The following is a 19898-nucleotide window of genomic DNA, read 5'->3' as shown; positions in this document are numbered from 1 at the left end:
GTTAACCGTCCTTCTCGATCTCACAAAGCAGCGGGTGCTGGCATTCCCTTGCATATTGATTGACTTGCAGCGCTTTGGTTTCAGCCACGTCTCGTGTGTACATACCACACACCGCGCGACCCTCCGTGTGCACAGCCAACATGATCCGCGTCGCCACTTCCCGATTGTGATTGAAGATGCCTTCCAGCACCTCGACGACAAAATCCATTGGCGTGTAGTCGTCATTGAACATGACCACCTTATACATCGGTGGTGCCTTCAATTCCGGCTTGGCTTCCTGCACGGCCAAGCCGGAAGCATCGCCCTCTTCTCGGTCGGAATCCTGATTGAATGTTAGTCGAATCTGAGCAAATGCACGCATGCGGATACGGTTCTGGTCGTGGCGCCGAGGCCAGGTAAATGAACGGGCTAACAGCCAGCTGACGAGTCGCCTTGACTATCGGCAAAACGATGATACAAACAGTAAGTGCCTATATCGGGCAAATGGGTTGCGCGCAATGAAGGCCCAAGGCTGCAAGCGCGGAATGAAATGGATGTTACTCCACTAGTGGACTCCTTTGCAGAGGGACAACAGCATGCTAAGCGGTAAGGTCAAGTGGTTCAACAACGCCAAAGGTTACGGTTTCATCGTAGCAGACGGCGGTGATGAGGACCTGTTCGCCCACTACTCCGCCATCCAGATGGAAGGCTATCGGACACTCAAAGCTGGGCAAGCAGTCATGTTCAATATCCTGCAGGGTCCGAAGGGCCTTCACGCAACAGATATCCGACCTCAGCAGGTGTCGGCGGATGTCGCAGCTCCGACAATTCAGGCCGCCACTCCGGTAGACGCCTGAGCACCAGCCGAACGCAAAAAGGCCGATCCATGATCGGCCTTTTTGTTTTTGCCACCGAAAGGCTCGCACTGAACCGGACCTGCCCACAGGCGGCCCGGCTCAGTGAGTGCCTTTTCGGGCAGCTGATTACATGTGCTTGATCATCGCATCGCCGAACTGCGAGCAGGACATCAATTGCGCGCCCTCCATCAGACGCTCGAAATCGTAGGTGACGGTTTTCGCAGCAATGGCGCCCTCGGTTGCCTTGATGATCAGATCGGCCGCCTCGATCCAGCCCATGTGACGCAACATCATCTCTGCGGAGAGGATCAGCGAACCAGGGTTAACCTTGTCCTGACCGGCATACTTCGGCGCAGTACCGTGAGTGGCTTCGAACATGGCGACCGTGTCGGAAAGGTTGGCCCCCGGCGCGATACCGATGCCCCCCACCTCAGCCGCCAGAGCATCGGATAGATAGTCGCCATTCAGGTTGAGGGTAGCGATCACGTCATACTCAGCCGGACGCAGCAGAATCTGCTGCAGCATGGCGTCGGCAATCGCGTCTTTAACGACGATGTTTTTGCCAGTGTTCGGGTTCTTGAACTGCATCCACGGACCACCATCGAGCAGTTCGGCACCGAATTCGTCCCGCGCCACTTCGTAGCCCCATTCCTTGAAGGCACCTTCGGTGAACTTCATGATGTTGCCTTTATGGACGATGGTCACCGAGCTGCGGTCGTTGTCCACGGCATACTGCAGGGCCTTGCGAACCAGACGCTTGGTGCCGTCGAGCGATACCGGCTTGATGCCGATGCCACAGTTCTCGGTAAAGCGGATCTTCTTGACCCCCATTTCCTCGGTGAGGAACTTGATCACCTTTTCGCACTCAGGCGAACCCGCCTTCCACTCGACGCCCGCATAGATGTCTTCCGAGTTCTCACGGAAGATCACCATATCGACGTCGCCAGGCTTCTTCACCGGGCTGGGCACACCAGTGAACCAGCGTACCGGGCGCTGACAGACGTACAGGTCGAGCTCCTGACGCAGAGCCACGTTCAACGAACGAATACCACCGCCAACAGGCGTGGTCAGCGGCCCCTTGATGGATACGACATAGTCACGAACGGCCTCCAGCGTCTCTTTCGGCAGCCAGGTATCCTGATCATAAACCTGGGTGGCCTTCTCGCCGGCGAACACTTCCATCCAGGCGATCTTGCGCTTCCCGCCATAGGCTTTCTCGACGGCAGCATCGACGACCTTGATCATCACCGGGCTGATATCGACACCAATGCCGTCGCCCTCGATGTAAGGAATGATCGGGTTATCGGGAACATTCAGAGTGTTATCGGCATTGACGGTGATTTTGTCACCGCTGGCTGGCACCTGGATCTTTTGGTATCCCATGCTGGACTCCGTTTCGTGGTTGACAATGGTCAGCGCCCGAGGTTAACCCACTTGAATCCAGCCAGACCACATGTTCGTTCGTCTTATGCGACGACATTCTTCGACGTACCGGCACGATGGTATACTGCGTAGGTGACTAACGAGTCATAAGGAGCGCCTGTCCGTATCGAGACGCCGCTTCTTGAAGCCGTCGCACTGCTACCGCGGCCTGACGGATCAAATGCTCCACACTCTACTGATGCACCCAACATCACCGCGGCGAACCCTTGACTTCCGGCTCGACGAAACGGAGAGCCATAGCGCCTACCTGCGCATTTCGAGGATTTGAGCACGCCCAGCAAAGAAGAGAGTCAACACGATATGCCCACCCGTTCGAAGATCATCTACACCTTCACCGACGAAGCCCCTGCTCTCGCCACCTACTCGCTTCTGCCTATCGTCGAAGCGTTCGCCGCCTCCGCAGACATCGCCGTCGAAACCAGCGACATCTCTCTTGCAGGGCGCATCCTTGCGAATTTTGCCGACCACCTGGACGCCGACAAGCGCGTCGAGGACAGTCTCGCCGCCCTCGCCGAGCTGACCATGCAGCCGGATGCAAACATCGTCAAACTGCCGAACATCAGCGCCTCGGTCCCCCAGCTCAAGGCGGCCATCGCTGAGCTACAGGCACTCGGCTACAACGTACCGAACTATCCGGAAGATCCGCAGACCGACGCCGAGAAAGAAATTCGCGCACGCTACGGCAAGGTGCTCGGCAGCGCCGTCAACCCGGTGCTGCGTGAAGGCAACTCCGACCGTCGTGCCCCTGCGGCCGTCAAAGCGTATGCGCGCAAGCACCCGCACTCCATGGGCAAGTGGAGCAAGGCTTCGCAGTCGCATGCCGACTACATGCGCGGTGGCGACTTCTTCTCCAGCGAGAAATCCATCACGATGGAGAAGGCTGGTGACGTGCGCCTTGAGTTCGTCGGCAAGGACGGTCAGGTTCAGGTCAAGAAACAACTCTCCCTGCTCGAGGGCGAAGTGCTCGACGGCATGTTCATGAGCTGCAAGAAACTGCGGGACTTCTTCGAAGACACCCTGCAGGACTGCAAGGAAACCGGCGTGATGTGGTCCCTGCACGTCAAAGCCACGATGATGAAGATTTCCCACCCGATCGTCTTCGGCCACGCCGTCAGCGTCTACTACAAAGACGTGTTCGACAAATACGGCAAGCTGTTCGACGAACTGGGCGTCAACCCGAACAACGGCATCAGCAGCGTCTACGACAAGATCAAATCGCTGCCTGCCTCGCAGCAGGAAGAAATCCTGCACGACATCCACGAGGTATACAGCCACCGTCCGGAAATGGCGATGGTCGACTCGGTCAAAGGCATTACCAACCTGCACATTCCGAGCGACGTCATCGTTGATGCCTCGATGCCGGCCATGATCCGCAACTCCGGCCAGATGTGGGGCAAGGATGGCAAGCAGAAGGACACCAAAGCGGTAATGCCGGAAAGCACCTACGCCCGCATCTACCAGGAGATGATCAACTTCTGCAAAACCAACGGCGCATTCGATCCGGTGACGATGGGCAGCGTGCCGAACGTTGGCCTGATGGCCCAGCAGGCTGAAGAATACGGCTCGCACGACAAGACCTTCGAGATGACCGCCGACGGCACCATGCGCGTCGTACTGGCCGACGGCACCGTGCTGATGCAGCACGAAGTCGAGAAAGGCGATATCTGGCGCGCCTGCCAGACCAAGGACGCGCCGATCCGCGACTGGGTCAAGCTGGCCGTTACCCGCGCCCGTCAGTCCAACACCCCGGCAATCTTCTGGCTCGACCCGGAGCGCGCCCACGACCGCGAACTGCAGAAGAAGGTCGAGAAGTATCTGAAAGAGCACGACCTCAGCGGCCTGGATATCAGCATCATGGGCTACAACGAAGCCATCCGCGTCAGCATGGAGCGCATGATCCGTGGCCGTGACACCATCTCGGTAACCGGCAACGTACTGCGTGACTACCTGACCGACCTGTTCCCGATCATGGAACTGGGTACTTCGGCCAAGATGCTGTCCATCGTTCCGCTGATGGCCGGCGGCGGCATGTACGAAACTGGCGCCGGCGGATCGGCCCCCAAGCATGTGCAGCAGCTGATCGAAGAGAACCACCTGCGCTGGGATTCGCTCGGCGAGTTCCTGGCGCTGGCGGTATCCCTGGAAGAAACCGGCATCAAGACCAACAACGCGAAAGCCAAGCTGTTGGGCAAGACGCTGGATGCAGCGACCGGCAAGCTGCTCGACAACAACAAGTCGCCGTCGCGCAAGACGGGTGAGCTGGACAACCGTGGCAGCCACTTCTATCTGGCAATGTACTGGGCTCAGGAACTGGCCGCGCAGACCGAAGATCTCGAGCTGCAGGCACGCTTTGCTCCGCTGGCCAAAACGCTGACCGAGAACGAAGCGACCATCGTTGCCGAACTCAACGCCGCGCAGGGCAAGCCGGTCGATATCGGCGGCTACTACCGCTCCAACCCGGAGCTGACCAGCAAGGTCATGCGTCCGAGCCAGACCTTCAACAACGCGCTCGCAGCGCTGCGTTAAAGGAAGGCGCGGGCCGACCCCGGCCCGCTCAAGGAAAACCCCGGCCCTCGCGCCGGGGTTTTTCCGTTTTACACCCGCCAGCGACTGTTGCGACTGTTACGCTCGCACAGTCTCATACGAGGAATTTTTATGGACTGGTGCCCCCATGTAACCGTGGCCACGATCATCGAGGATTCAGGTCGTTTCCTTCTCGTCGAGGAACTGAAGGCCGGACGCCTGGTGCTCAACCAGCCCGCCGGCCATCTGGAGGCCAACGAAACCCTGCGTCAGGCCGCGATACGGGAAACGCTCGAAGAAACCGGCTGGGACGTGGAGCTTACCGGCGTGACCGGCATCTATCTCTACACCGCACCGAGCAATGGTGTGACCTACCAGCGCGTCTGCTTCACCGCCAAGGCGATCCGGCACGATCCGCAACGCGAGCTGGATGACGGCATCGTCGCGGCCACCTGGCTCAGCCGCGATGAGCTGGCCGCGCAACCCGGGCGCTGGCGCAGTGAACTCGTCCTGCGCTGCATCGACGACTATCTGCGTGGCCCGATACACGCACTGGACGTCGTTCGCGACTGACACGATTTCAACATGTGTTCGGCAGCCTGTTAGAATCCGGTCCTTTTTGCAGATCCCGCCAGCGAAATCCCTATGCCTGCTTCAGCCATCACCGCCCCGGAAAACACCCGCGTCATTGTCGGCATGTCCGGCGGCGTGGACTCCTCCGTTTCCGCCCTTCTGCTGCTCGAACAGGGGTATCAGGTAGAAGGCCTGTTCATGAAGAACTGGGAGGAAGACGACGGTACCGAGTACTGCACCGCCAAGGAAGATCTCGCCGACGCACAGGCCGTATGCGACAGGATCGGCATCAAACTGCACACCGCCAATTTCGCCGCCGAATACTGGGACAACGTCTTCGAGCACTTCCTCGCCGAGTACAAGGCCGGACGCACGCCCAACCCGGACATCCTCTGCAACCGCGAAATCAAGTTCAAGGCGTTCCTCGACTATGCCCTGATGCTCGGCGCCGACCTGATCGCTACCGGCCATTATGTACGTCGCCGCGACGTGGACGGACGCAGCGAGCTGCTCAAGGGCCTGGATCCGAACAAGGACCAGAGTTACTTTCTGCACGCCGTCGGCGGCGCCCAACTGGGCAAGACACTCTTCCCCGTCGGCGAACTGGAAAAGCCTGCCGTGCGGGCAATCGCCGAGAAATACGGATTAGCCACGGCGAAGAAAAAGGATTCCACCGGCATCTGCTTCATCGGCGAGCGCCGTTTCAGCGATTTCCTCAAGCAGTATCTTCCCGCTCAGCCGGGAAACATCGAAACCATCGACGGCGAAGTCATCGGCCGCCACCACGGTCTGATGTACCACACCATCGGTCAACGCCAGGGCCTCGGCATCGGCGGACTCAAGGACGCCTCGGACGAACCCTGGTATGTGCTCAGCAAGGACCTGCAACGTAACGTGCTGATCGTCGGCCAAGGCAACGATCACCCCTGGCTGTTTTCCCGCGCTCTGCTCGCCTCGGAAATCTATTGGGTCAACCCGCTGGATATCAGCGCCCCGCGCCGACTGACCGCCAAGGTGCGCTACCGCCAGGCAGACCAAGGCTGCACATTGGAGAAAACTGCACAGGGCTACCGGGTGGTCTTCGACGCTCCGCAGCGCGCCGTGACCCCTGGCCAGTCCGTGGTCTTCTACGATGGCGAAATCTGCCTGGGCGGCGGCGTGATTGAGCGCGCCGAACCCTGGTTCGAAGGAGCCCACCCATGAGCGCCGTCGAAGAGCAACTGATCGCGCTCGGCGCCGTCTTCGAGGCTGCCGTGCTGGTCGATCGTATCGCCCGCACTGGCCAGGCTCCCACCGCACAGGTTGCCTGCATGCTCGGCAGTCTGCTGGCACGCAACCCGCAGACGACACTGGAAATCTACGGCGGCGACGACCTCAATCTGCGCGACGGCTATCGCGCCCTGGTCGGTGCGCTGGAGCGCGACAGCAGCAGCCTGCAACGCGAACCGCTGCGCTACGCCCTGGCGATGGTCGGTCTCGAGCGTCAGCTGGACAAGCGTGGCGACATGCTGCAGGTCATCGGTAGCCGGCTCGATCAGATCCAGCAACAGGTCGAGCACTTCGGCCTGACGCATGAAAATGTCATCGCCTCATTCGGCGGCCTGTATCAGGACACTCTGAGCACCTTCCGCCAGCGCATTCAGGTGCAAGGCGACATGCGCCACCTGCAGCAGCCGGACAACGCCGCGAAAATTCGCGCGCTGCTGCTGTCCGGCATCCGCTCGGCCCGCCTATGGCGGCAACTTGGCGGGCATCGCTGGCAGATGATTATCAGCCGACGCAAACTGCTCGATGCGCTGTATCCCAAGGTCCGCTCGCAGACCGATATCCACTGACGGCACGCTGATCGCCCCAACCACAGCGGTTTCGCTGTCGGCAGCGCCGGCAGACGAAAGTCGTTCGGGAGCGCGCATTCATCCGCGCGGGCGGTCCGGCGGGCGGCGCTTTCGTGTATAATCTGCGCCCTTTTCGTTGCCCGACTGTCCGAGAATGCCCTCTATGCAGCTTTCCTCGCTCACGGCGGTTTCCCCCGTCGATGGCCGCTATGCCGGCAAAACCAGCGCCCTGCGCCCGATCTTCAGCGAATTCGGCCTGATCCGTTGCCGTGTCCAGGTCGAAGTGCGCTGGCTCCAGCGTCTGGCGGCCCACCCGGGCATCCCGGAAGTCGCGCCGTTCTCTGCCGAAGCCAACGCGCTGCTGGATAAGCTGGCGGAGAATTTCCAGCTGGAACATGCCGAGCGCGTCAAAGAGTTCGAGCGCACCACCAATCACGACGTGAAAGCCGTCGAGTACCTGCTCAAGGAGCAGGCCAAGCAGCTGCCGGAACTGGCCGCCGTCAACGAATTCATTCACTTCGCCTGCACCAGCGAGGACATCAACAACCTGTCCCATGCGCTTATGCTGCGCGAAGGCCGCGACCAGGTACTGCTGCCGCTGATGCGCCAGATTGCCGAGGCGATTCGCGCACTGGCCGTCAAGTTCGCCGACGTGCCGATGCTCTCTCGCACTCACGGTCAGCCCGCCTCGCCGACCACGCTCGGCAAAGAGCTGGCCAACGTGGTGTACCGCCTGGAGCGACAGATCAAGCAGGTCAGCGAAGTACCCCTGCTGGGCAAGATCAACGGCGCCGTGGGCAACTACAACGCGCACCTGTCCGCTTATCCGCAGGTGGACTGGGAAGCCAACGCCCGCGAATTCATCGAGCAGGACCTGGGCCTGACCTGGAACCCCTACACCACCCAGATCGAGCCACACGACTACATCGCCGAGCTGTTCGACGCCATCGCGCGTTTCAACACCATCCTCATCGACTTCGACCGCGATGTCTGGGGCTACATCTCCCTCGGTTACTTCAAGCAGAAGACCGTGGCCGGCGAGATCGGCTCTTCGACCATGCCGCACAAGGTCAACCCGATCGACTTCGAAAACTCCGAAGGCAACCTCGGCATCGCCAACGCCATCTTCCAGCATCTGGCCAGCAAACTGCCGATCTCCCGCTGGCAGCGCGACCTGACCGACTCCACGGTCCTGCGTAATCTGGGCGTGGGCTTCGCCCACAGCGTCATCGCCTACGAAGCCAGCCTCAAGGGCATCGGCAAGCTGGAGCTGAACGCTGCGCGCATCGCCGACGACCTGGACAACTGCTGGGAAGTGCTGGCCGAGCCGGTGCAGACCGTCATGCGTCGCTATGCCGTGGAAAACGCCTACGAAAAACTCAAGGATCTCACCCGCGGCAAGGGCATCACTCCGGACGCCCTGCTGACCTTCATCGACGCGCTGCAGATTCCGGCCGAAGCCAAGGCCGAACTGCGCAAACTGACTCCGGCCAGCTACATCGGCAACGCCGGCGATCAGGCCAAGCGCATCTGAGCGATTTCCCTATACGCACGCCCGGCTGCGCCGGGCGTTTTTATTTGCAGCTCTGCATATAGAGCAAGGTGTTACGCATGACTTCTGATGTTCCACTTCAAATCCTGGGCGGCCTCAGCGCGCGGGAGTTTCTCCGTGACTACTGGCAGAAGAAGCCGCTGCTGATCCGCCAGGCCATCCCGGATTTTCAAAGCCCCATCTCGCCGGACGAGCTGGCCGGTCTTTCCCTCGAGGAGGAAGTCGAGTCGCGCCTGGTCATCGAGCATGGTGACAGCCCGTGGGAGCTGCGCCGCGGCCCATTCGCCGAGGACACCTACCAGCAGCTGCCCGAGCGTGACTGGACGCTGCTGGTCCAGGCCGTCGATCAGCTGGTACCCGAGGTCGCTGAGCTGCTCGAGCAGTTCCGCTTTCTCCCGAACTGGCGCATCGACGATGTGATGATCAGCTACGCCGCGCCAGGTGGCGGCGTCGGCCCGCATTTCGACAACTACGACGTGTTCCTGCTGCAGGCCCACGGCCAGCGGCGCTGGCGCATCGGCCAGATGTGCGACAGCGACAGCGCGCTGCTCGAACATGGCGACTTGCGTATTCTCGCCGACTTCCAGGGCACCGACGAATGGGTTCTGGAGCCCGGCGACATGCTGTACCTGCCGCCGCGCCTGGCGCACTTCGGCACGGCAGAAGATGCCTGCATGACCTTTTCGGTAGGCTTCCGCGCGCCCAGCGCCGCTGAGGTACTGACCCACTTTACCGATTTCCTCGCCCAGTTCCTGCCGGACGAAGAACGCTACGGTGACGCCGATCTGCAACCGAGCGACGATCCCTACCAGATTCAGAGCGACGCGCTGGAGCGTCTGAAAGCGCTGCTGGCCGAGCACATGGGCGACGAGCGTCTGCTGCTGACCTGGTTCGGCCAGTTCATGACCGAGCCACGCTATCCCGAGCGGATCGAAGGCGTCGAACTGACCGAGCAGGACCTGCGCACGGCGCTCGCCGATGGCGCCGTGCTGGTACGCAATCCCGCGGCGCGCATGGCCTGGAGTGAGATCGATCTCGGGCTGCTGCTGTTCGCCAGCGGCCAGAGTCGTCTGCTGCCCGCTCAACTGCGCGATCTGCTCAAGCTGATCTGCTCGGCCGACGCTCTGCACGAGGACAATCTTGCTCCGTGGCTTGGCGATGACGACGGGCGTAAGCTGCTGCAGGAATTGATCAAACAGGGAAGCCTGGAGTTCGCTGATGAATAACATCCAAGTACGCATCGCCGATTGGCAGAAGGACAACGCCGACCTGCGGCGCATACGCGAAGCGGTGTTCATCGCCGAACAGGCCGTCCCTCCGGAGCAGGAATGGGATGCCGACGACGTCGAGGCCGTGCATTTCCTTGCGCTCGAGGACGGTTACGCCATCGGTACCGCACGGCTGCTCGCGGACGGCCAGATCGGTCGGGTCGCCGTTCTGCGCGACTGGCGTGGAATGAATGTGGGCGACGCGCTGATGCAGGCAGTAATCGCCGAAGCCGAACGCCGTGGCCTGCGTGAACAGAAACTCACCGCTCAGGTGCACGCGACCCGCTTCTACGAGCGACTGGGTTTCGAGATCGTCAGCGAGGAGTTTCTCGAAGCCGGCATCCCCCACGTGGACATGCTGCGCAAGAGCCACTGAGGTTCGTCATGCACGACAACGCCAAGGATGACCGGGACGATACAGGCGAGCCGCTGGTCATCGACTTCCAATCGCCAGGGCGATTCGACGTGCATAATCCGCTGCCGGACCAGCCGCAGCCGACGCCCTGGCAGCCCGCGTCGGCGCGGCTCGGCGAGGACGCCGACGTGCAGCATTTCAGTAGCCCCGACAAGGTGCGCGCTCACGCGCTGGCGTTCTTCCAGCAGGCGCAGCGCAACCTGTGTCTCTACAGCCCCGACCTAGAGCCCTGGCTGTTTCACCACAGCAGTATTCAGCAGGCCTGCACGCGCTTTCTGCTGGCGCACCCGCGCAACCGGTTGCGCATCCTCATCGAGGACTCCACCCGGGCGGCGCAGAGCGGTCACCGCCTGCTGACGCTGGTCAGGCGCCTCAGCAGCAATGCCGAGATTCGCAAGGTCAATCCCGAGTATCCGCGCGAAGAGGACACCTATCTGATCGCGGACAAAAGCGGCCTGCTGATACGTCCCCATCGCGATCCCCATAACGGGTATGCGTTGTACAACAACCCGGCGCGGGTCCGTCTGAGCCAGTCGAGCTTCGACCAGGCCTGGGAACGCAGCCTGTCCGATGCCAACCTGCGGAGCTTTCTGCTATGACCGTACGCCGCCATCTTGCCGCACTCGCGCTGGCCGTCTGCCTGCCATTGCACGCCGCCACTGAGGTCATTCCGCTGCAATACCGGATGGCTGAGGATGTCCTGCCGGTAGCTCAATCGGTGATCGGTGAGCAGGGCCGGGTCAACGCTTACGGCAATCAGTTGATCGTCAATGCGCCGCAAGCAGCGATCACGGAACTTCGGCAGGTACTCGAGCAGCTCGACAGCGAACCCAAGCGCCTGCTTATCAGTGTCGACACCCAGGATTCGGCTGCTGGCAACGCCAGCGGCTACAGCGTGGATGGTTCGATCCGTGCCGGGGATGTCGAGTTCGAGACGGGCCGTGGCGAGCGCCATGGTCGCGACCAGGTGCGCATCATCCGGCGTTCGACCAGCAGTCAGGAGGGCGGCATCCAGCAGATCCAGACCAGTGAGGGCTATCCGGCGCTGATCCAGGTCGGCCAGAGCGTACCGCTGACCACCAGTGGCACCGACGGCTACGGCCGGATCTACCAGCAGACGCAGTATCGCGACGTCACCCGCGGCTTCTACGTGACGGCCAATCTCATCGGCGATCGCGTTCAGATCACCGTCAGCAGCAACCGTGATCGCGTCAATCAGATGAACCCGAATGTGATCGAAACACAGCTCGCCGATACCCGCGTCAGTGGTCGCGTTGGCGAATGGATCAGCCTGGGCGGCATCGACGAAAGCGCCTCGTCACAACACGACGGCACCTTGCGACGCTACAGCACGCAGGGCCAGCAAGACCTTTCGCTGCGACTGAAAGTCGACGTACTGGAGTAACAGCGCTGCGCGCAAGTGGCCGCGCCCCGCTTTTGTAGTGCCACAAAAAAAACACTACAAATGATTGACGAGACTTTCCCGGCAGCGCATCATTGCCCCGCTCCCGCTAACCAGAGGCTCTGGAAAGGGTCTCCGGGGCGCGCTCCAGCCAACCAGCCGAGCCGCTCCGTGACTGTACTGCCCACAAGGCGGACTGACGAGGTTGCGACTGGAACGAGTCGTCCTGAGGGACGGGGAAGCGATTAACGTATCAGTCAGACTGTAGTCTCGACGTTGTCGAGCCCCACGGCAGCCACGCCAACCGGGAGCTTCGCAACCAAGAGCCAGCCCGGTGATCGTGTCCATGCCCTCCTCCTCGGTTTCAATCCTCGTCCTGGTCGCAGTTCGACGCTCTGCCGCGTGTTGCTCGCATTGATCCGTTAGCACGCAGTTTTTGGTGGGAAAGTCGGTGCTCAACCAAATTCACATCTATGAAGGATTGACCATGTCCGCATATCAAGACGACATCAAGGCAGTTGCCGCCCTGAAAGAGAAGTTCGGCAGCAGCTGGAGCGCTATCAACCCGGAATCCGTGGCCCGCATGCGCGCCCAGAACCGCTTCAAGACCGGTCTGGAAATCGCTCAGTACACCGCCGACATCATGCGCAAGGACATGGCCGAGTACGATGCCGACTCGTCCGTCTACACCCAGTCGCTGGGCTGCTGGCATGGCTTCATCGGTCAGCAGAAGCTGATCTCCATCAAGAAGCACCTGAAGACCACCAACAAGCGCTACCTCTACCTGTCCGGCTGGATGGTTGCCGCTCTGCGCTCCGAGTTTGGCCCGCTGCCGGACCAGTCGATGCACGAGAAGACCGCAGTCTCCAACCTGATCGAAGAGCTGTATACCTTCCTGCGTCAGGCCGATAGCCGCGAACTGGACCTGCTGTTCACCGCCCTGGACGCCGCTCGCGAAGCCGGTGACAGCGCCAAGGCTGCTGAAATCCAGAACCAGATCGACAACTACGAAACCCACATCGTCCCGATCATCGCCGACATCGACGCTGGCTTCGGTAACCCGGAAGCTACCTACCTGCTGGCCAAGCGCATGATCGAAGCCGGTGCTTGCTGCATCCAGATCGAGAACCAGGTTTCCGACGAGAAGCAGTGCGGCCACCAGGACGGCAAAGTGACCGTTCCGCATGCCGACTTCCTCGCCAAGATCGCTGCCGTCCGCTACGCCTTCCTTGAGCTGGGTATCGACAACGGCGTGATCGTTGCTCGTACCGACTCCCTGGGTGCCGGCCTGACCAAGCAGATCGCCGTGACCAAAGAGCCGGGCGACCTGGGCGACCTGTACAACTCGTTCCTGGACTGCGAAGAAGTTGCTGCCTCCGACCTGGGCAACGGCGACGTCGTCATCAACCGTGGCGGCAAGCTGCTGCGTCCGAAGCGTCTGCCGTCCAACCTGTTCCAGTTCCGCAAGGGCACCGGCGAAGATCGCTGCGTCCTGGACTGCATCACCAGCCTGCAGAACGGCGCCGACCTGCTGTGGATCGAAACCGAGAAGCCGCACGTTGGCCAGATCAAGGGCATGGTTGACCGCATCCGCGAAGTGATTCCGAACGCCAAGCTGGTCTACAACAACAGCCCGTCGTTCAACTGGACTCTGAACTTCCGTCAGCAGGTGTTCGATGCATTCGTTGCCGAAGGCAAGGACGTTTCTGCCTATGATCGCGCCAAGCTGATGAGCGTCGAGTACGACGAAACCGAGCTGGCTAAGATTGCAGACGAGAAGATCCGTACCTTCCAGAAGGACGGCTCCGCTAACGCCGGTATCTTCCACCACCTGATCACGCTGCCGACCTACCACACCGCCGCGCTGTCCACCGACAACCTGGCCAAGGGCTACTTCGCCGACCAGGGTATGCTGGCCTACGTGAAGGGCGTTCAGCGTGAAGAACTGCGTCAGGGCATCGCCTGCGTCAAGCACCAGAACATGGCTGGTTCGGACATCGGCGACAACCACAAAGAGTACTTCGCTGGCGAAGCAGCTCTGAAGGCGAGCGGTAAAGACAACACCATGAACCAGTTCCACTAAGGAACGGTTTCAGCCTGGCAACAGGCTGCGGTGTAGCAAAGGCCCCGGCATATAGCCGGGGCCTTTGCGTTTCGGGCGTTCATGTTGTTCGTCGCCCTACGGGAGCGGTGTCATATAGCTGTCTCACGACGAAACTAGAGTCAGGATTCCGTCAATCGACTCAGGGAACGCGACGTGAGCACTGACAACGACAATATTCTTTTCGGTAACGGCGATGAGCTACCCAGCAACCGTTCCGGGAACACCCATATTCAGGATGTGATCAACCTCGGCCGCCGCCAAGTGCTGGCGGGTGGCGCCTCGCTAGGCGCGCTGGCCTTCTTGGGGGCGACACTTCCGGGCGCAGTCCAGGCCGCCGGCCAATCGGCAGAGCGGCTCAAGGATTTTCCGCTGAAACGCCGCAATCGGCTTCCATTTTCAGCGGTTCCAGTTACTCGCCACGATGGCATCAGCGTCCCGCCGGGATACACCGCAACGACGTTCATCCCATGGGGCACACCTATCAGCGGGCGCTATCCGGCCTATCTGGAGGACGCCAGCAACAGCGCCGAGGACCAGGCACACCAGACCGGCATGCATCACGATGGCATGCATTTCTTCCCAATCAACGCCAAATACGGCGGGCACCAGAGCGATCACGGATTGCTGGTGGTGAATCACGAGTACATCGATGCGCCGCTGCTGCACCCTAACGGGCCGACCGTGGTCGACGGCAAGCGCACCGTAGTCGACGAAGTCCGTAAGGAAATCAATGCGCACGGGGTATCCGTAGTGGAGATCCGTCGCGGCGTACGCGGCGATTGGTCCGTACTGCCATCTGCCCGCAATCGCCGCATCACCGGCGCCACCCCCATGCGGATTGAAGGCCCCGCCAAGGGGCATGCCTTGCTGCGAACCCGCTACAGCCCGAGCGGCACCTCGACCCGCGGCACACTGAACAACTGCGCGAACGGCTTTACCCCGTGGGGCACCTATTTGACCTGCGAAGAGAACTGGGCCGGTTACTTTGCCAGCCAGGACAGTGAGCTACCGCGTGAACTCAGCCGTTACGGCGTACGTGATACCAGCCGCTATGCCTGGGAGACCATCGCTGGCGATGAGTTTCAGCGTTTCGATGCGACACGCCGCGGCACCGATACGCAGTCCGACTATCGCAACGAGCCGAACACCTTCGGCTGGATCGTGGAGATTGATCCGTTCGATCCGGACGCCATGCCGGTAAAACGCACCGCGCTCGGCCGCTTTGCGCACGAAGGGCTGGTGTTTGCGCCTGTCAAACCGGGTCGCCCGCTGGTGTGCTACTCCGGTGACGACTCGCAGAACGAATACATTTACAAGTATGTCAGCCGTGACCGCTACCGCCCGCTGCGTAGCGATGGTCGTCTGCTGGATGCGGGAACGCTCTACGTAGCGCGCTTCAATGCAGATGGCAGCGGCGACTGGCTGGCGTTGGACATTGACGACCCGGCATTTCAGCAGGCCTGCGCAGCGGCCGGCGTGAGCTTTGCCGATCAGGGCGAAGTACTGATCAACACCCGTCTGGCTGCCGACATCGCCGGCGCCACGCGAATGGATCGCCCGGAATGGGGTGCCGTTCATCCGGATAACGGTGATGTCTATTTCACCCTCACCAACAACAGCGCGCGTAGCGAGGCCGATGCGGCCAATCCGCGCGCTCCCAATCCTTACGGTCATATCATTCGCTGGTCGGAAGAAAGCCGCGACTACGCGGGAACCCGCTTTCGCTGGAACATCTACCTGATGGCCGGCCCACAGGGCGACAGCAGAACGCCGAAGGGCCGAACTCTGGACGACAGCAACATCCTGGCCAGTCCGGATGGGCTGTGGTTCGATGACGAAGGCCGGCTCTGGATCCAGACCGACATGAGCGGCAGCCAGCTGAAATCGGGCCCGTTCGGTAACAATCAGATGCTGGTATCCGATCCCAGAACCGGGGAAACCAAGCGCTTCCTGGTCGGGCCGCTAGGCGCGGAGGTGACCGGCATCACCGCAACGCCCGATTTCCGCACGCTGTTCGTGAACATCCAGCATCCAGGTGAGGGTTCTACACCGGGTAATTACAGCAGCAGCTGGCCTGATGGCCCGGGCCTGCGGCCGCGTTCTGCAACGGTCATCATCAGCCGCAAGGACGGTAAACGACTGATGTAAGGCGCACCCAGATCAAGGCCGGCTCCGCCGGTCCTTGATTGAACAGCTCGGCGCTCATTAGCGCGTATCGGCTGAACCTCGAGGCCGATCGCCATTGGTAAATAGCCCCCACGATGAGATGAACAACGCTGCGATAAGTGGCCCGATCACGAAGCCATTCAGCCCAAACAGAGCGAGCCCGCCGAGGGTGGAAATCAGGACAAGGTAATCCGGCATCTTGGTGTCCTTGCCCACCAGGATCGGACGAAGGATGTTATCCACCAAGCCGATGACCATTACCCCATACAGGATCAGAACCACCCCCTGCCAGACTGCGCCGCTGAATAGGAAGTAGATCGCGACGGGCGTCCAGATCAACCCGGCACCTACGGCGGGAAGCAGTGACAGGAACGCCATCAATACTGCCCAGAGCAGGGCACCGGATATGCCGAGCACCGCGAAGATCACTCCGCCGAGCGCGCCCTGTGTGATCGCGACAATGACATTGCCCTTCACAGTGGCACGCACCACTCGGGTGAACTTATTGAATAAGCGTCGTTTCTGGGTATCGCTTAGCGGCAGCGCCTGCCGAATCCGCAACACCAGCTCACGCCCGTCGCGAATGAAGAAGAACAGCAGGTAGAGCATCACGCAGAAGCTCACCAGAAACTGAAACGTACCCTGCCCAAAGCTAAATGCTTTCGTCGCTAGAAACTGACTGCCTTCCAACGCACCGCTGGAAAGTTTTTCCCGCAGGCTGTCGAGATCGCCGAAGCCGAATCGCTGGAGCTGTGCTTGCAGACCATCCGGCATCATTGACTTCAGCTGTGCCAGGTAACTACCGACATCCAGCTCGCCGGTCTCGATGCGCTGGTATAGCGCAGCACCTTCTTGCACTAGCATTCCGGCAATAACGATTACCGGAATAACCGCCACCAACAGACATATCAGTAAAGTCAGCAATGCGGCGACATTCGGGCGCCCTACGAAGCGCTGCTGCAGTCGGCGCTGCAATGGCGAGAAGAGTATGGCAAGCACCGCTGCCCAGAACACCGCGCCATAGAACGGCAGGAGGATCCATCCGAATGCCAGGGAAACCAGCACCAGTAATACGAGGAATGTCTTCTGCTCGAGCGTCGATTTGATCATGCCTCACCCAGAAATTCGTTGTGCTATCCAGTTAGTCAACATACGGATTGGCGAGTGCGCAGCTTTTCTATTCGAGCAAAAAAGAAAGGCAGGAATTACCCTGCCCTCTTCGTTCGATCCTATCGAATCACAGGATCATTGCCGCCACCCAGCCAAAGGCGAGCAGCGGCAAGTTGTAGTGGAGAAACGTTGGAACCACAGTGTCCCAGATATGGTTGTGCTGGCCGTCGACGTTGAGGCCAGCGGTCGGCCCCAGGGTCGAATCCGACGCGGGAGAGCCACCGTCGCCCAATGCGCCCGCCGTGCCCACCAGGCTCACGATCGCAAGCGGGCTGAAACCCAGCTCCACCCCTAGCGGCACGAAGATCGCCGCAATAATCGGTACCGTCGAGAACGACGAACCGATACCCATGGTTACTAAAAGGCCAACCAATAGCATCAGCAGCGCAGCCACAGCCTTGCTGTCGCCAATCCACGCGGCGGAGGCGTCTACCAGCGATTTCACCTGACCGGTCTCTCGCATGACCTCGGCGAACCCCGCCGCAGCAATCATGATGAAGCCGATCATGGCCATCATCTTCATACCCTCGGTGAAGAGGTCGTCCGCCTCACGCCAACGCACCACACCGGAGGCGGAGAAGATCACGAACCCGGCAAGCGCACCGATAATCATCGAATCCAGCCACAGCTGCACAATGAACGCAGCACCAATGGCAATTGCCGCTACGAGCAGTGTGACGGGGCTGTAGGTTGCATTGACCCGCTCCACCGCGTCTATTCGGCTCAGATCGTAATCACGCGGCTTGCGATAACTGAAGAAGGCGATGATCAGCCCAGCGACCATCCCAAGCGCCGGGATCAGCATCGCCTCCGTCACCTTTACACCAGATACGTCCACGCCACCTTTCGCAACGTTGGCGAGCAGTATCTCGTTGAGGAAAATGTTGCCAAAACCAACCGGTAAAAACATGTAAGGCGTGATCAACCCAAAAGCCAGCACACATGCGATCAAACGACGGTCGATGCGCAAACTGGACATCACAGACAATAAGGGCGGAACCAGCAGCGGGATGAAAGCGATGTGAATAGGCAAAATATTCTGGGAAGAGATCGCAACCACCAGCAACAAGGCAATCACTATCCATTTGACGGACTGCCCAGTATGGGCCGTCCGGTTTCCGACCATCATCAGCGCCTTGTCAGCCAACGCATGAGCGAGACCGCTCTTGCCGATGGCCACGGCGAATGCTCCCAACAGCGCGTACGACAGCGCAACCGTTGCGCCCCCTCCAAGTCCTTTATTGAATGCGGCAAGCGTGGACTCGATGCCCAATCCACCAAGAAGCCCACCGCACAGCGCACCGGCGATTAACGCAACCACAACGTGCACTCGGCACAAACTCAAGATCAGCATGACGCCGACCGCAACCACCACTGCATTCATCAAACTTCACCGTTACGCGAGCCAGACTTGAGAGAAAGGGGCGTACTCTGCAATAACGCATTATCCGTGTCCAGCTCGCACATTTGAGCGCCAGCCCTACCCGTCAAGCTCCTTAGCACTTTGGACCAAGCTGGTCGGCTATTCGCGACGGCCCCCAGTAAAGGCAGTAAAATCATCAGATTGTCGGCTCATCATTTAGCGAGTTTCTTGTGGAAATTTTCAAAGAGTTCACTTTCGAATCTGCTCATCGGCTTCCGAATGTGCCCACCGGTCACAAATGCGGACGCCTCCATGGACATTCTTTTCGTGTGGCCATCTATATTGCTGGCGAAGTAGACCCATTTACCGGCTGGATTCGGGATTTCAGCGAGCTCAAAGCGATCTTTCGCCCCATCTATGAGCGGCTCGATCACAACTATCTCAACGACATTGCGGGCCTCGAAAATCCAACCAGCGAAAATCTCGCTAAATGGATCTGGAACGAACTAAAACCGCTCCTTCCAGAGCTCTCGCGCATACGTATCCACGAAACCTGCACCAGTGGCTGCGAATATAGCGGTGAGTGATCTCTTGCAGGGATCCTTATGTTCGTAGCATTGAATCGCCCCTAGTTTCGTAGATACTGAATCGCCCCGGGTTTCGTGGAGGCCTCAACTCTTGAGAAGATGAGAGGCCATGAGAAAGGCTACGACCTACTCCCCTGAAGTCCGTGAACGTGCCGTGCGCATGGTTCTGAGCACCTGAACGACTCCCGCCCGAGTGGGCGGCCATCGAGCCGTTGCCCCGAAGATTGGCTGTGCAGCGCAACCCCTGCATGGCTGGATTCGTCGCCAACAGACCGACGCCAGCCAACGTCCTGGGCCGACCAGTGAAGAGCGTGAACGCATCAAAGCCTTGGAACGCGAAAATCGCGAGCTGCGCAAAGCCAACGAGATTCTGTGCCTGGCCAGTGCGTATTTTGCCCAGGCGGAGCCCGACGGGCAGGCTTTCCTGCGCTGCACCAAGTCCTGAGGGCATTTGTCGATCAGCATCGTGACCGTCTCGGGGGCGAGCCGATCTGCCGTGTCTTGCAAACCGCCCCGTCCGGTTACCGCAGGCACGCGGCCCAACTTCGTAACCCTGCTCTGCGCTCCTGCCGTGCCGGCGCGACGACACATTGGTGCCCTCGTAAACCTGACCCGCATCGCGGCGCGCGGCTCGAAATAGTCACGCAGCATTTCTTTCGCA

At 60.3% G+C, this 19898-nt stretch carries 17 protein-coding genes, 1 pseudogene and 1 other annotated feature; of the genes and pseudogenes, 14 read left to right on the top strand and 4 right to left on the bottom strand.

Annotated elements, in window-relative coordinates:
- Nucleotide 1 precedes the first annotated feature (1 nt).
- Complete coding sequence (gene clpS / locus NAV27_RS12670) at nucleotides 2–361, bottom strand: ATP-dependent Clp protease adapter ClpS (RefSeq protein WP_102828644.1); 360 nt, start codon at nucleotides 359–361, stop codon at nucleotides 2–4.
- A gap of 214 nt (nucleotides 362–575) precedes the next feature.
- Here clpS and cspD point away from each other — a divergent pair, with 214 nt between their 5' ends.
- A complete protein-coding gene (gene cspD / locus NAV27_RS12665; RefSeq protein ID WP_008570789.1) occupies nucleotides 576–836 on the top strand; it encodes a cold shock domain-containing protein CspD in 261 nt (86 codons plus the stop codon).
- A gap of 126 nt (nucleotides 837–962) precedes the next feature.
- On the opposite strand, the gene icd is transcribed toward cspD, so the two are convergent.
- A complete protein-coding gene (gene icd / locus NAV27_RS12660; RefSeq protein ID WP_043299078.1) occupies nucleotides 963–2219 on the bottom strand; it encodes an NADP-dependent isocitrate dehydrogenase in 1257 nt (418 codons plus the stop codon).
- A gap of 360 nt (nucleotides 2220–2579) precedes the next feature.
- Between icd and NAV27_RS12655 the strand changes: the two genes are divergently transcribed.
- The 11 genes from NAV27_RS12655 (at nucleotide 2580) to NAV27_RS12605 (ending at nucleotide 16099) form a co-directional block, all read left to right on the top strand.
- Nucleotides 2580–4805, top strand: a complete 2226-nt coding sequence (locus NAV27_RS12655) for an NADP-dependent isocitrate dehydrogenase (RefSeq protein ID WP_102828645.1) — start codon at nucleotides 2580–2582, stop codon at nucleotides 4803–4805.
- 129 nt (nucleotides 4806–4934) lie between these two features.
- Nucleotides 4935–5375 (top strand): NUDIX hydrolase, encoded by a 441-nt coding sequence (locus tag NAV27_RS12650; RefSeq protein WP_102828646.1) that lies wholly within the window; start codon nucleotides 4935–4937, stop codon nucleotides 5373–5375.
- A gap of 72 nt (nucleotides 5376–5447) precedes the next feature.
- A complete protein-coding gene (mnmA, locus tag NAV27_RS12645) occupies nucleotides 5448–6578 on the top strand; it encodes a tRNA 2-thiouridine(34) synthase MnmA (RefSeq protein WP_146029395.1) in 1131 nt (376 codons plus the stop codon).
- The gene (hflD, locus tag NAV27_RS12640) at nucleotides 6575–7210 is read left to right on the top strand and encodes a high frequency lysogenization protein HflD (RefSeq protein ID WP_102828647.1); all 636 of its coding nucleotides are present in this window, start codon (nucleotides 6575–6577) and stop codon (nucleotides 7208–7210) included. Before mnmA ends, hflD begins: the two co-directional genes overlap by 4 nt.
- A gap of 163 nt (nucleotides 7211–7373) precedes the next feature.
- Nucleotides 7374–8744 (top strand): adenylosuccinate lyase, encoded by a 1371-nt coding sequence (gene purB / locus NAV27_RS12635; protein ID WP_102828648.1) that lies wholly within the window; start codon nucleotides 7374–7376, stop codon nucleotides 8742–8744.
- Between the two features lie 77 nt (nucleotides 8745–8821).
- Nucleotides 8822–9988, top strand: a complete 1167-nt coding sequence (locus NAV27_RS12630) for a ribosomal protein uL16 3-hydroxylase (RefSeq protein WP_102828649.1) — start codon at nucleotides 8822–8824, stop codon at nucleotides 9986–9988.
- Entirely contained in the window at nucleotides 9981–10406 is a 426-nt protein-coding gene (locus tag NAV27_RS12625) for a GNAT family N-acetyltransferase (protein ID WP_102828650.1), read from the top strand. Before NAV27_RS12630 ends, NAV27_RS12625 begins: the two co-directional genes overlap by 8 nt.
- Before the next feature lie 8 nt (nucleotides 10407–10414).
- Nucleotides 10415–11044 (top strand): DUF7931 domain-containing protein, encoded by a 630-nt coding sequence (locus tag NAV27_RS12620; protein WP_102828651.1) that lies wholly within the window; start codon nucleotides 10415–10417, stop codon nucleotides 11042–11044.
- Nucleotides 11041–11850 carry a secretin N-terminal domain-containing protein gene (locus tag NAV27_RS12615; protein WP_102828652.1) on the top strand — a complete coding sequence of 270 codons (810 nt, stop codon included), beginning with the start codon at nucleotides 11041–11043 and terminating at the stop codon, nucleotides 11848–11850. The genes NAV27_RS12620 and NAV27_RS12615 overlap by 4 nt, the downstream gene beginning before the upstream one ends.
- Nucleotides 11851–12334: 484 nt before the next feature.
- A complete protein-coding gene (locus tag NAV27_RS12610; RefSeq protein ID WP_102828653.1) occupies nucleotides 12335–13930 on the top strand; it encodes an isocitrate lyase in 1596 nt (531 codons plus the stop codon).
- A 174-nt stretch (nucleotides 13931–14104) separates the two neighbouring features.
- Nucleotides 14105–16099, top strand: a complete 1995-nt coding sequence (locus tag NAV27_RS12605) for a PhoX family protein (RefSeq protein WP_102828654.1) — start codon at nucleotides 14105–14107, stop codon at nucleotides 16097–16099.
- A gap of 57 nt (nucleotides 16100–16156) precedes the next feature.
- On the opposite strand, the gene NAV27_RS12600 is transcribed toward NAV27_RS12605, so the two are convergent.
- Nucleotides 16157–17227: an AI-2E family transporter gene (locus NAV27_RS12600; RefSeq protein ID WP_102828655.1), complete on the bottom strand. Its 1071-nt coding sequence runs from the start codon at nucleotides 17225–17227 to the stop codon at nucleotides 16157–16159.
- Nucleotides 17228–17354: 127 nt separating this feature from the next.
- Complete coding sequence (locus NAV27_RS12595) at nucleotides 17355–18671, bottom strand: Na+/H+ antiporter family protein (RefSeq protein ID WP_102828656.1); 1317 nt, start codon at nucleotides 18669–18671, stop codon at nucleotides 17355–17357.
- A gap of 209 nt (nucleotides 18672–18880) precedes the next feature.
- On the opposite strand from NAV27_RS12595, the gene queD reads away from it, so the two are divergent.
- Nucleotides 18881–19237 carry a 6-carboxytetrahydropterin synthase QueD gene (gene queD / locus NAV27_RS12590; protein ID WP_102828657.1) on the top strand — a complete coding sequence of 119 codons (357 nt, stop codon included), beginning with the start codon at nucleotides 18881–18883 and terminating at the stop codon, nucleotides 19235–19237.
- 109 nt (nucleotides 19238–19346) lie between these two features.
- Nucleotides 19347–19813 (top strand): annotated as a pseudogene (locus NAV27_RS12585) (transposase); the annotation flags it as partial.
- Nucleotides 19622–19753 (top strand) — a sequence feature (AL1L pseudoknot). (Overlaps the previous pseudogene by 132 nt.)
- Nucleotides 19814–19898: the final 85 nt, after the last annotated feature.

Origin of the sequence: Stutzerimonas degradans (assembly GCF_024448505.1) — a bacterium.
Taxonomy (GTDB): Bacteria; Pseudomonadota; Gammaproteobacteria; order Pseudomonadales; family Pseudomonadaceae; genus Stutzerimonas; species Stutzerimonas degradans.
This window is presented reverse-complemented; position numbering and strand designations above follow the sequence as displayed.

Bases quoted from the DNA above. Each gene is read 5' to 3' on its own strand.
- clpS (WP_102828644.1), bottom strand. From the start codon at position 361: ATGCGTGCATTTGCTCAGATTCGACTAACATTCAATCAGGATTCCGAC.
- cspD (WP_008570789.1), top strand. From the start codon at position 576: ATGCTAAGCGGTAAGGTCAAGTGGTTCAACAACGCCAAAGGTTACGGT.
- icd (WP_043299078.1), bottom strand. From the start codon at position 2,219: ATGGGATACCAAAAGATCCAGGTGCCAGCCAGCGGTGACAAAATCACC.
- NAV27_RS12655 (WP_102828645.1), top strand. From the start codon at position 2,580: ATGCCCACCCGTTCGAAGATCATCTACACCTTCACCGACGAAGCCCCT.
- NAV27_RS12650 (WP_102828646.1), top strand. From the start codon at position 4,935: ATGGACTGGTGCCCCCATGTAACCGTGGCCACGATCATCGAGGATTCA.
- mnmA (WP_146029395.1), top strand. From the start codon at position 5,448: ATGCCTGCTTCAGCCATCACCGCCCCGGAAAACACCCGCGTCATTGTC.
- hflD (WP_102828647.1), top strand. From the start codon at position 6,575: ATGAGCGCCGTCGAAGAGCAACTGATCGCGCTCGGCGCCGTCTTCGAG.
- purB (WP_102828648.1), top strand. From the start codon at position 7,374: ATGCAGCTTTCCTCGCTCACGGCGGTTTCCCCCGTCGATGGCCGCTAT.
- NAV27_RS12630 (WP_102828649.1), top strand. From the start codon at position 8,822: ATGACTTCTGATGTTCCACTTCAAATCCTGGGCGGCCTCAGCGCGCGG.
- NAV27_RS12625 (WP_102828650.1), top strand. From the start codon at position 9,981: ATGAATAACATCCAAGTACGCATCGCCGATTGGCAGAAGGACAACGCC.
- NAV27_RS12620 (WP_102828651.1), top strand. From the start codon at position 10,415: ATGCACGACAACGCCAAGGATGACCGGGACGATACAGGCGAGCCGCTG.
- NAV27_RS12615 (WP_102828652.1), top strand. From the start codon at position 11,041: ATGACCGTACGCCGCCATCTTGCCGCACTCGCGCTGGCCGTCTGCCTG.
- NAV27_RS12610 (WP_102828653.1), top strand. From the start codon at position 12,335: ATGTCCGCATATCAAGACGACATCAAGGCAGTTGCCGCCCTGAAAGAG.
- NAV27_RS12600 (WP_102828655.1), bottom strand. From the start codon at position 17,227: ATGATCAAATCGACGCTCGAGCAGAAGACATTCCTCGTATTACTGGTG.
- NAV27_RS12595 (WP_102828656.1), bottom strand. From the start codon at position 18,671: ATGAATGCAGTGGTGGTTGCGGTCGGCGTCATGCTGATCTTGAGTTTG.